We start from the raw sequence: 11,363 nt of genomic DNA, 5'->3' as shown, positions 1-11,363 counted from the left end.
CGCGAGGCTCCTCAACCTGCGTACGACGGCATCCGCTGTCTCCACCGCACGGTACCCTTATCTCATGGCGATCTGGGACGACCTCACCGGCCAGTCTGAGGCGATTGCGCTGTTCCAGTCGGCCGCCGCAGACCACCCGGGTGCCATGACGCATTCCTGGCTCATCACCGGCCCGCCGGGCTCGGGCCGCTCCAATCTCGCCTTCGCCTTCGCGACGGCGCTGCTGGCCCCCGGCACTCCGCAAGGCGACGAGGCCGCCTACCGCCAGGTCGAGGCGCGCACCCACCCCGATCTCAACGTTCTCACCACCACCGGCGTGATCATCAAGCGCGACGACGTGCGCCAGATGGTGCAGCGCTCGCACTATTCGCCCTCCGTCGGCCGCTACCGGGTGATTGTCGTCGAAGACGCCGATCGCATGACCGAGCAGACATCCAACTTTCTATTGAAAGAGCTCGAAGAACCGCCCGAGCGCACCGTCTGGATCCTGTGCGCTCCCAGCGAGGCCGACATGCTGCCCACCATCCGTTCGCGCGTGCGCACCGTGCGCCTGCGCGTGCCCAGCGTCGCCGAGGTCGCCGGCCTCATCGAGCGCCGCGACGGGGTGGATGCCGCGCTCGCCGAGCGGGCGGCCAGGCACGCGCAGAGCCACGTGGGCATGGCCCGCCGACTGGCCACGAACGCCGAGGCACGTGAACGACGGCAGGAGACGCTGCAACTGGCCCTCGACATCCGCGGGGTCTCGGGCGCCGTCATGGGAGCGGCGCGGCTCGTGGAGATCGCCGGAGCAGACGGCAAGGCCATCACAGAACAGCTCGATGCCGAGGAGCGCGAGAGCACGCTGCGATCCCTCGGCGTGGAGCCCGGCGCGACACTGCCGCCGGCCCTGCGCTCCCAGCTGCGCCAGCTCGAGGAAGACCAGAAACGGCGAGCCACCCGCAGCCTGCGCGACGGCATCGACCGTATTCTCGTCGACCTGCTCTCGCTCTATCGCGACGTCGTCATGCTGCAGCTTGGCAGCGGCAGCGAACTGGTCAACCTCGAACTCGCAGAGCAACTCGAGGCTCTCAGCCGGCACACCAGTGCCGCTTCTACGCTTGCGGTCATGGATGCCATCGCCACAGCCCGCGCCCGCATCGGCTCGAATGTGGCCCCGGCCCTCGCCCTCGAGGCGATGCTCGTGGGTGTCGTTCGTGCCGGCAGCGCCGGGCGTGGCGGCGTGAGCCAGCCTCTCGCGCGACGGGAGATTGCGTGAGCCGCCGTCGCCGTGCCGGCCGCCTCGCAGCCGTTGCCCTCGTCGCCGCACTCAGCGTCACTCTCAGCGGTTGCGTCACCTGGTTCATGCCGCCCAAGACCTCCGCCACCTCCGCTCCGACCGGTGAGACTGTGACGGCCGACCTGAAGCCGTACTACGGCCAGATCCTCAGCTGGACCTCCTGCGGCAGCGGCATGCAGTGCACGAAGGCGAAGGCGCCACTGGACTGGAAGAACCCCAGCGGCGGCGAGATCTCCCTCGCACTCGTGCGTCACGTGGCGACGGGCAAGCGGCTCGGCTCCCTGCTGGTGAATCCGGGTGGCCCGGGCGGGTCGGGCGTCGAGTTCGTCAAGAACAATCTCGATTACGCCACAGACAAGACCCTGCAGTCCAGCTACGACATCGTCGGCTTCGACCCCCGCGGCGTCGGAGCGTCGACGGCGGTGAAGTGTTACTCGCCGGCGCAGATGGACACCTACCTGTACGCGATCACGCCGGGGGATCGGGGGTCGGATGCCTGGATCGCCGAGCAGAAGCAGGCATCCGTCGATTTCGGCCTGGCGTGCGAGAAGAACACCGGCGCCCTGCTGAAGCACGTGGACACCGTGAGCGCCGCACGTGACCTCGACCTGCTGCGCGCCGTTCTCGGCGACACGAAGCTGAGCTACCTCGGTTATTCCTACGGTACCTACCTCGGGGCGACGTACGCCTCGCTGTATCCGGGCAAGGTCGGTCGCATGGTGCTCGACGGCGCGATAGACCCGGCCGCGAGCAACTTCGACGTGACGAAGGTGCAGTCCGAGGGCTTCGAAAGTGCGCTGCGCGCCTATATGAAAGCCTGCCTGGCGGGCAAGGACTGCCCCTTCAGCGGTTCTGTCGATCAAGGCATGGCGACGATCGGTCGGCTGCTGAAGACCGTCGACGCCAGCCCCATCCGCAACGCCGACGGTCGCGAGCTCGGGGCCAACACCCTGGTCACGGCCATCATCTATCCCCTCTATGACTCGACCGCCTGGTCGTACCTGAGCCAGATGTTCGGCGACGTGATGAAGGGCAAGGCGGCGTTTGCGTTCACCCTCGCCGACGCATACAACAACCGCGACAGCAGCGGAACCTATGGCGACAACTCGACCGAGGCGTTCATGGCCATCAACTGCCTCGACTACGCATACGATGCCAACCCCGCGACCATGCGCGCCCAGGCCGCCGAACTGTCGAAGGACGCGCCCGTGATCGGCCCGTACATGGGCTACGGCGACATCGGATGCGCGAACTGGCCCGACAAGACCACTGCAACGCGCGGCCCCATCACGGCGCCCGGAACGCCCCCGATTCTGGTGGTCGGCACCACGAACGACCCAGCCACCCCGTATGTGTGGGCGAAGAACCTGGCGAAGGAGCTCTCCAAGGGTCACCTGGTCACCTACAAGGGTGAGGGCCACACGGCATACAACAAGTCGAACTCCTGTGTGAACGACGCGGTCGATCACTATCTGGTCTCGGGCACGGTTCCGGCATCCGACCCGATGTGTTGAGGCCGCTGGGCTGCCACTCATCGAAGTGAGAGTGCAGCTTTGTGCAGTCTCCGCAATAATTGAATCATGACCGTGATCGACCAGGAACTGGGACTGCGCGAGCGCAAGCGCCGTGCCACCCGTATGGCCATTCAGAAGGCCGCGATCGATCTGGCCACCGAACGTGGCATCGAGGGCGTCACGATCGAGGAGATCAGCCACGCGGCGAACGTGTCGCCTCGCACCTTCTTCAATTACTTCCCCACCAAAGACGCGGCGATTGTCGGAGAGATGCCGCAACTGCCCGACGACGACGCCGTGGAACGGTTCGTGAATGCCGGCGATCGGCAGAGCGTTCTCGACGGAGTGGCTGAACTTCTCGCCTCGAGCCTGCTGGCCGACGAAGTGGGAGGCGCAGACGAGGTCGGCGGCTTCGACGCGGATGGCCCGGCCGACGGCGATGCTGCCGCGCATGGCCCTGCGCTCGATTCCGACATTCATGATCGTCGTCGTGCCCTGCTCAAGAATCACCCGCAACTCGTCGCCCTCAAGATGGCGAGCATGCGCGAGTTCGAGGAGCAGCTTTCCGGGGTGCTGCAGCGGCGGCTCGCAATCGACGACCCCGCGCTGGCCGATGATGCGGATGCCCTGTATCAGCGCGCCCGTCTGGTCACCTTCGTCGCGTTCGCCGGAATGCGCCACGCCTGGTCGTGCTGGGCCGACCACGGTGGCCGCGACTCCCTCGTCGCGCGCCTGCACGAATCCTTCGACCAGCTGCAATCCTTCGTGCGCTCGGCCGCGCGCAAATGATCGGCTAAGCTATCTAGCTGTGCGTCGACTCGATTCGTTCGAGAACGGCCCACGCCGCCTTAGCTCAGTTGGTAGAGCATCTCACTCGTAATGAGAAGGTCGTCAGTTCGATTCTGACAGGCGGCTCCACAAATTTCCATGATTCGCGACCACGACGATGTCAGGAGAGACGCATGTCCGAGACGATTCGCTGGGGAATTCTCGCAACAGGGGGCATCGCCCACGCCTTCACCAAAGACCTCGTGCAGCACGGCCACACGGTGCAGGCCGTCGGCTCGCGCTCACAGCAGAGCGCGGATGCCTTCGCGGCCGAATTCGGCATCCCCACGGCCCATTCCAGCTACGAGGGTCTTGTCGCCGACGACGATGTCGACATCGTCTACATCTCCACTCCGCACCCCTTCCACGCGGAGAATGCCGAACTCGCCCTGAACGCCGGCAAGCACGTGCTCATCGAGAAGCCGATCACGCTGAACGCCGATGAGGCTCGCCGCATTGTCGAACTCGCCGCCGAGAAGAATCTTCTTCTGCTCGAGGCGATGTGGACCCGCTTTCTGCCGCATGTTGTGCGCATCCGGGAGATCATCGAGGCGGGCACGCTCGGCCAGGTGCGTTCCTTCATGGCCGACCACACCCAGAAGATCACCGATGACCCCACGCACCGCCTGAACGCGCTCGAGCTCGGCGGGGGAGCCCTGCTCGACCTGGGCATCTATCCCGTGTCGTTCGCGGCGCATCTCTTCGGCACGCCGCAATCGGTGCAGGCCTCGGCGACGTTTCGCGAAACCGGGGCGGATGCGCAGGTTGCCACGCTCTTCCGCTACGCCGATGGGCAGCTCGCGACGACCCTCAGCGCCAGCAACACCAAGGGGCCGAACGTGGCCAGCATCCTGGGCACCGAGGGCCGCATCGACATCGACGCCGTCTGGTATTCGCCGACGAGTTTTCGCGTGCTGAACAGCGCCGGCGAGGTGACCGAGAGCTTCGAAAGCCAGATCACGGGCCGCGGAATGCAGTTTCAGGCCGAGGAGGCGGAGCGTCTCATAGCGGCGGGAAGCACTGCCAGCGAGATCCTCTCCCCGGCCGAATCGGTCTCCATCATGGAGACGCTCGATGAGGTACGGCGCCAGATCGGGCTGGTCTACCCCGGGGAACCTTCAGCTTCCTGAGGCTAAAATGCCCTGATGCACACCCCCGACGAGCCCGAGAGCAGGCGCGCTGCGCGTTCACGCGCCGCCGCGCCCGGTGTTCTCGTTTCGCTGCGTCGACACAAGACCGCGTGGCTGATCGCCGCGGCATGTGCAGGCTTTGTGATTCTCGGCTCGGGAGCGGTTGCGGTGGGGGCGTCCGTCGGCGGGCCGGCCGAGGCATCCGCCGTGACGCGTGGCACGACATCGCCGACGCCGAGTGCAACGCCGACCCCGACCGCCACGCCGCGCCCGACGCCGGCGCCTGTCGCCGCCGCGAGTCGACTGCGCACCTGCTCGGTCGCCTCGCTCGCCGCGGACTCGCGTCTGGGCAACATGGAGGCGCAGGTGCGCAACGCCAAGACCGGCGAGGTGCTCTTCGACCGCAACGGCAGCAAGCCCAACACGACGGCCAGCGTCATGAAGGTGGTCACCTCGGCGGCGGCGCTGAAGGCGCTCGGCCCCGATTATCGTGTGTCGACGACGGTGGTGACGGATCCCGCCGACCCGAGCGCGGTCATCCTCGTCGGCGGTGGCGACTCGACCCTGTCACGGCTGCCCGAGGGGCAGGAACCGTTCTACAGGGGCGCGGCGCACATCGGCACGCTGGCGAACGCAGCCGCGGCCAAGTGGAAGTCGCTCTACCCGGACACGCCGATCACGAAGGTGTATGTCGACACCTCGCTCTTCGGTGCGCCGTACTGGCACCCCACCTGGAACGAGAACGAGGAGCGCTTCGTCGACGGCAGCAGCTCGTACGTGACGGCGCTGCAGGTCGATGGCGACCGAGCGAACCCGCGGGCGATGGACTCCGAGCGCGGCAGCGACCCGGTGAAGGTGGCGGCCAATGCCTTCGTGGATGCGCTGGGGGGCGCCACGTACGAGGGCGAGTTGAAGACGCCGGCGGGTGCCACGCAACTTGCGGCCGTGCAATCGCAGCCGGTCTCCTCGCTGGTCAAGCTGGCGGTCACCGACTCAGACAACACGATCATGGAGATGCTCACGCGTCTCGTGGCCATCAAGGAGGGTGCAGGCAACACCTTCGCGGCCGAGAATCAGGGGGTGCTGACGGCGCTGGCCGGGTACGGCATCCCCACCACCGGCCTGCACGTCGCCGATGGCTCCGGCCTCAGCGACCAGAACATGGTGCCGCCCTCCTTCCTCACGCAGTTGTTCATCAAGGTACTCAACGGCGAGAGCGGGCTCGGTGTCGTCTACGACGGGCTGCCGATCTCGGGCGAGACGGGCACTCTCGCATCCGGATACGGCCGGTTCACGGGGGCGAACGCGATAGCGCGCGGTGCGGTTCATGCCAAGACCGGGTCCGTCGACACCGGATACTCGCTGGCCGGCATCGTGCACGCCAAGGACGGCACGCCGCTCACCTTCGCCATCTATGCCTTCGGCCCGGTCAACGACAGCGCCAGAACCGCGATAGACACGCTGACGACGGGCATCTACAGCTGCGGTGACAACCTCTCCAACAACTGACGCCCGCGCAGCGCCTTGGTGATGGCCCGACGGCTCTAGCGCGATCGGCACCAGCGGCAACGACGCAATCGCGCGATGATGGATGCATGACACGGGCACTGTTCATCATCGACGTGCAGAACGACTTCACCGAGGGCGGTGCTCTCGGGGTGCAGGGCGGAGCATCCGTCGCCGAGGGCATCACGCATCTTCTGCGCCAGCACCGCAGCGACTACGACACGATCTTCGCCTCGCGGGACTGGCATGACGCCGACACCGACAACGGCGGTCACTTCGCGACGGATGCCGCCCCCGACTTCGTCAGCACCTGGCCGGTTCACTGCGTGGCCGGCACCCACGGCGCCGAATACCATCCGGCCTTCGACACCTCCGCGGTCGGCTTCCACCTGCGTAAGGGCCAGGGCGTTCCGGCGTATTCCATTTTCGAGGGGCACACCCCGTCGGGTTCCTCGCTACACAATCTGCTCGACGAGCACGGCGTGACCGACGTCGACGTGGTCGGTATCGCCACGGATTACTGTGTGCGGGCATCCGCTCTCGATGCGCTCAACCACGGGCTGCGTGTGCGTGTGCTCACCGATCTCGTCGCCGGTGTTGCGCCGGAATCGAGCGCGGCCGCGCTTCTGGAACTCGGCCACGCGGGCGCCACCCTTCTCACAGCGCCCCGCTGATCCGCTCCGCCACCCCAGACACCCCTCGGTTTGACCCACAACGACGGAGAAATCGGGCTGAGCGTCGCATCCGGTACTGAAATCTCACCGCAGGGGCACATTCTCCGTCGTTGTGGGTTCACACGTGGCGGTGTCGGTGGGGGCTGCGAGGATGGGGTGTGGCATCGAAGACAACAAGGCTCCAGGCACCTCGCATCGAACGACCGCGGCTCGCAGGTCTGGGCGACGGTGATGCGGCAGCACTCGCCGTCGATGCGGATGTCGTCGGCGAGCGCTTCACCGGCATTGACGCGAGCGACCGCGATCTCTCCGGCGCCAAGTTCGGCGAATGCGAGTTCGTGGACGTCAGTCTTGACGATGCGAGTCTGCGCGGCGCGCGCTTCTTCGACTCAACGCTGAGCGGCATGAACGCGCCCGTGCTGCGCGCCTCACGCTCCAGCTGGCGCGATGTCGTCATCGAACGCTCCCGCATCGGCTCGGGCGAACTCTACGACGCCAGCCTGCAGTCGGTGCACTTCAGCCACTGCAAGATCGGCTACCTCAATCTGCGCGGGGCCGTGCTGAGCGACATCCTGTTCACCGATTGCGCCATCGACGAGCTGGATGTCGGCGGCGCCACGATCACCCGGCTCGCCTTCGCCGACACGAGCGTGCGCATGCTCGACGTCACCCGTGCGACCCTCGAGCATGCCGACCTGCGCGGGGCAGATCTGCGCGGCGTGCGCGGCGTGGACAGCCTGCGCGGGGCCACCGTCACCGAGCTGCAACTGGCCGAGCTCGCCACCCTGCTCGCCGCCCAGCTCGGCATCGAGGTGCAGCCGTGAGCTGCAAACCTGCCGGGGCAAAAGCAGACACGATCGGCGAGGGGTGTGTACCGTGTAGATGTTTATCGCAATAGGTCCAACAGGTCCAACAGGTCGCAAGGCACCGGCCGGCATAGCTGCCGTCCCAACAGGAATGGTTTTCACCGTGCATACGAATCATCGTTCGAGAAGACGAAGGATGGTTCCCGCAGCCATCGCCCTGATGACCGCACTCTCGTTGTTCGGCGGCGTCAGCGCAGCTTCGGCGGCCGTCGCGCCGGCGGGGGCGGCAGCGGCATCCGGAACGCAGCAGGCATCCGGTGCGCAGCAACTGGCTGCAGCGGATGTCAAGGGCAAGACGTTCACGATCGGCACCGACACGACGTTCGCGCCCTTCGAATTCCACGACGGCAGCGGCAACCTGGTCGGCATCGACATGGATCTCATTCGTGCCATCGCCAAAGAACAGGGCTTCTCGGTGTCGATCAAGTCGCTCGGATTCGATGCGGCCCTGCAGGCGCTGCAGTCGAACCAGGTCGACGGTGTGATAGCCGGCATGTCCATCACCGACGAGCGCAAGAAGATCTTCGACTTCAGCGACCCGTACTTCGACTCCGGCGTGCAAATGGCGGTGGCCAAGAGCAACAACGACGTCAAGAGCTATGCCGACCTCAAGGGTAAGACCGTCGCGGTCAAGCGCGGCACCGAGGGCGAAACCTTCGCCAACTCGATCAAGGGCAAATACGGCTTCACCGTGAAGGCGCTCGCAGACTCGGCCACCATGTACGACGACGTGAAGGCCGGCAACTCGGTGGCGGTCTTCGACGATTATCCCGTGCTCGCCTACGGAGTCAGCCAGAACAACGGGCTGAAGATCGTCACCAAGAAGGAGCAAGGCAGCTCGTACGGCTTCGCCGTGAATAAGGGGCAGAACGCCGAGCTGCTCGCCGCATTCAACACCGGCCTCTCCGACCTGAAGAGCAACGGCCAGTACCAGAAGATTCTCGACAAGTACCTCAAGGCTCCTGGCGAGACCACCGCCAACTCCAGCTTCTTCACGCTGCTGGCCAACAGCTTCCCCGCCCTCATGAAGGGCCTCGGGCTCACCCTGTTCGCCACGGTGCTCTCGCTGATCTTCGCCCTGATTCTGGGTGTGATCTTCGCCTTCTTCAAGATCAGCAAGAACATCGTGCTGCGCGGCATCGCCACCACCTACGTGGCGATCTTCCGCGGAACGCCGCTGCTGGTGCAGGCCTTCTTCTTCTACTTCGGCCTGCCGCAGATGACCGGCATCCCCATCGATGTGCTCACGGCCGGCGTGCTCACGCTGAGCCTGAACGCCGGCGCATACATGACCGAGATCATTCGCGGCGGCATCCAGTCGGTCGACCCCGGCCAGTTGGAGGCGAGCCGCAGTCTGGGGCTCAGCTACGCCACCTCGATGCGGCGGGTGGTCATACCGCAGGCCGTCAAGATCATGACGCCGACCTTCATCAACCAGTTCGTGATCACCCTCAAGGACACCTCGCTTTTGGCCGTCATCGGCTTCGCGGAGCTCACCTATCAGGGCCAGCAGATCTACGCATCCAACTTCCGTACCGGTGAGACGTTGCTGATCGTGGCCGCGCTGTACTTCATCGTCATCATGCTGCTGACCCAGCTGTCCAATCTTCTCGACAGGAAGTTCAACAAATGAGCAAGATCGCCGTCACGGGCCTGAAGAAGTCCTTCGCGGGCAATGAGGTGCTGAAGGGCATCGACGTTGAGGTTGCCGAGGGTGAGGTGGTGTGCGTCATCGGGCCATCCGGATCGGGCAAGTCAACCTTTCTGCGCTGTCTCAATAAGCTCGAAGACATCACCGAGGGCCAGGTCACGATCGACGGCTTCGACCTGACCGACCCCAAGGTAGACCTCAACCAGGTGCGGCAGCACATCGGCATGGTCTTTCAGCACTTCAACCTGTTTCCGCACATGACCGCCATCGAGAACATCATGCTCGCGCCGGTCGAGTCGAAGAAGCAGAGCAAGGCGCAGGCCCGCCAGACGGCTATGGATCTGCTCAAGCGCGTGGGCCTGGAGGAGAAGGCGGATGCGCGACCCGCGTCGCTCTCCGGCGGCCAGAAACAGCGGGTCGCCATCGCGCGCTCCCTGGCGATGAACCCCAGCATCATGCTCTTCGACGAGGCCACCAGCGCACTCGACCCGGAGATGGTCGGCGAGGTTCTGCAGGTCATCAAGGATCTGGCGCAGGAGGGCATGACCATGGTGGTGGTCACGCACGAGATGGGTTTCGCGCGCGAGGTCTCCGACCGAGTGATCTTCATGGCCGACGGGGTGATCTGCGAGCAAGGCACGCCCGACGAGATATTCAACCACTCGCAGCAGCCCCGCCTGCAGGACTTCCTGGCCAAGGTGCTCTGAATCGACGCAGCGAGGTAGCGTGGAGGTATGAGCACCGAAGCTGTCATCGTCGACATCGTGCGCACCCCGAGCGGGCGCGGCAAGCAGGGCGGTGCGCTCTCGGGCGTGCATCCGGCCGACCTGTTCGCGGGCGTGCTGAAGCAGCTCGTCGAGCGCAACGGCATCGACCCGGGCCAGGTTGACGACGTGATAGGCGGATGCGTCACCCAGATCGGTGAGCAGTCCACCAACATCACGCGCACGGCCCTGCTCTCCGCCGGATTCCCCGACTCGGTGCCCGCCGTCACGATCGACCGGCAGTGCGGCTCCAGCCAGCAGGCCGCCTCCTTCGCCGCGCAGGGCGTGATGGCCGGCGCATATGACATCGTGATTGCCGGTGGTGTCGAATCGATGAGCCGGGTTCCGATTCTCTCCAACGCGGCCGGCAAGAAGACGGGCGGTCGCATGCTCGACGAGCGTTACCCTGACGGCCTCGTCGACCAGGGCATCTCCGCCGAACTCATCATCGCGCGCTGGGGCCTGAATCGCGAGGAGCTCGACGCGTTCTCGGCGCTCTCGCACGAGCGTGCCGCGGCCACGGCGGCAGCCGGTGACTTCGCGAACGAGATCGTCGCGGTTGACACCGAAAACGGCCCCGTCACCGTCGACGAGACCATCCGCGCTGGTACGAGCGTCGAGGCGCTGGCCGGTCTCAAGCCCGCCTTCTACAGTGAGGAGCGCGCGGCGCGTTTTCCCGAGGCCACCTGGCAGATCACGCCCGGCAACTCCTCCCCGCTCACGGATGGCGCATCCGCCGCCCTCATCATGAGCGCCGAGCGCGCGGCACAGCTCGGGCTCACGCCGCGCGCGCGCTTTCACAGTTTTGTCGTGACAGGCAGCGACCCCCTGCTCATGCTCACCGGCGTGATTCCCGCGACCCGGCGCATCCTGGATCGTTCGGGGCTCTCGATCGGCGACATCGACAGCTACGAGGTGAACGAGGCATTCGCGCCCGTGCCGATCATCTGGCAGCGGGAGTTCGACGCCGACCCCGCCAGACTCAACCCGCGTGGGGGAGCCATCGCGCTCGGCCACGCGCTCGGTTCTTCCGGAACGCGCCTGCTCGGCACCCTGCTGAACACGCTGGAGGCCACCGGCGGCCGCTACGGCCTGCAGACCATGTGCGAGGGCGGCGGCATGGCCAACGCCACGATCATCGAACGGCTGTAGGG

10 protein-coding genes and 1 tRNA gene are annotated in these 11,363 nt (G+C 65.9%); all 11 read left to right on the top strand.

Annotated elements, in window-relative coordinates:
* Positions 1-64 precede the first annotated feature (64 nt).
* The 11 genes from ASC63_RS01035 to ASC63_RS00985 all read left to right on the top strand — a co-directional run bounded on the left by ASC63_RS01035 (position 65) and on the right by ASC63_RS00985 (position 11,361).
* Positions 65-1,255, top strand: coding sequence for a DNA polymerase III subunit delta' (locus tag ASC63_RS01035; protein WP_055808891.1), 1,191 nt, complete (start codon positions 65-67; stop codon positions 1,253-1,255).
* Positions 1,252-2,790 carry an alpha/beta hydrolase gene (locus tag ASC63_RS01030; RefSeq protein WP_055808889.1) on the top strand — a complete coding sequence of 513 codons (1,539 nt, stop codon included), beginning with the start codon at positions 1,252-1,254 and terminating at the stop codon, positions 2,788-2,790. Before ASC63_RS01035 ends, ASC63_RS01030 begins: the two co-directional genes overlap by 4 nt.
* Positions 2,791-2,856: 66 nt before the next feature.
* Entirely contained in the window at positions 2,857-3,579 is a 723-nt protein-coding gene (locus tag ASC63_RS01025; protein ID WP_055808887.1) for a TetR family transcriptional regulator, read from the top strand.
* A gap of 53 nt (positions 3,580-3,632) precedes the next feature.
* Positions 3,633-3,708, top strand: a tRNA-Thr gene (locus ASC63_RS01020).
* 44 nt (positions 3,709-3,752) lie between these two features.
* Positions 3,753-4,748 (top strand): Gfo/Idh/MocA family protein, encoded by a 996-nt coding sequence (locus ASC63_RS01015; protein WP_055808886.1) that lies wholly within the window; start codon positions 3,753-3,755, stop codon positions 4,746-4,748.
* Between the two features lie 15 nt (positions 4,749-4,763).
* Complete coding sequence (locus ASC63_RS01010; protein WP_082486982.1) at positions 4,764-6,257, top strand: D-alanyl-D-alanine carboxypeptidase/D-alanyl-D-alanine-endopeptidase; 1,494 nt, start codon at positions 4,764-4,766, stop codon at positions 6,255-6,257.
* An 86-nt stretch (positions 6,258-6,343) separates the two neighbouring features.
* On the top strand, positions 6,344-6,928 hold the full coding sequence (locus tag ASC63_RS01005; protein ID WP_055808884.1) for an isochorismatase family protein: 585 nt from the start codon (positions 6,344-6,346) through the stop codon (positions 6,926-6,928).
* Between the two features lie 158 nt (positions 6,929-7,086).
* Complete coding sequence (locus tag ASC63_RS01000; protein WP_055808882.1) at positions 7,087-7,752, top strand: pentapeptide repeat-containing protein; 666 nt, start codon at positions 7,087-7,089, stop codon at positions 7,750-7,752.
* Positions 7,753-7,930: 178 nt separating this feature from the next.
* A complete protein-coding gene (locus tag ASC63_RS00995) occupies positions 7,931-9,427 on the top strand; it encodes an amino acid ABC transporter substrate-binding protein/permease (protein ID WP_235491693.1) in 1,497 nt (498 codons plus the stop codon).
* Positions 9,424-10,152, top strand: coding sequence for an amino acid ABC transporter ATP-binding protein (locus ASC63_RS00990; protein ID WP_055808880.1), 729 nt, complete (start codon positions 9,424-9,426; stop codon positions 10,150-10,152). Before ASC63_RS00995 ends, ASC63_RS00990 begins: the two co-directional genes overlap by 4 nt.
* 27 nt (positions 10,153-10,179) lie before the next feature.
* On the top strand, positions 10,180-11,361 hold the full coding sequence (locus ASC63_RS00985) for a thiolase family protein (RefSeq protein WP_055808878.1): 1,182 nt from the start codon (positions 10,180-10,182) through the stop codon (positions 11,359-11,361).
* The last annotated feature ends 2 nt before the right edge of the window (positions 11,362-11,363 follow it).

This window comes from Leifsonia sp. Root112D2, from assembly GCF_001424905.1.
GTDB lineage: Bacteria > Actinomycetota > Actinomycetes > Actinomycetales > Microbacteriaceae > Root112D2.
Note: the sequence above shows the minus strand (reverse complement) of the source record. Positions and strands in the feature narration are given on the sequence as shown.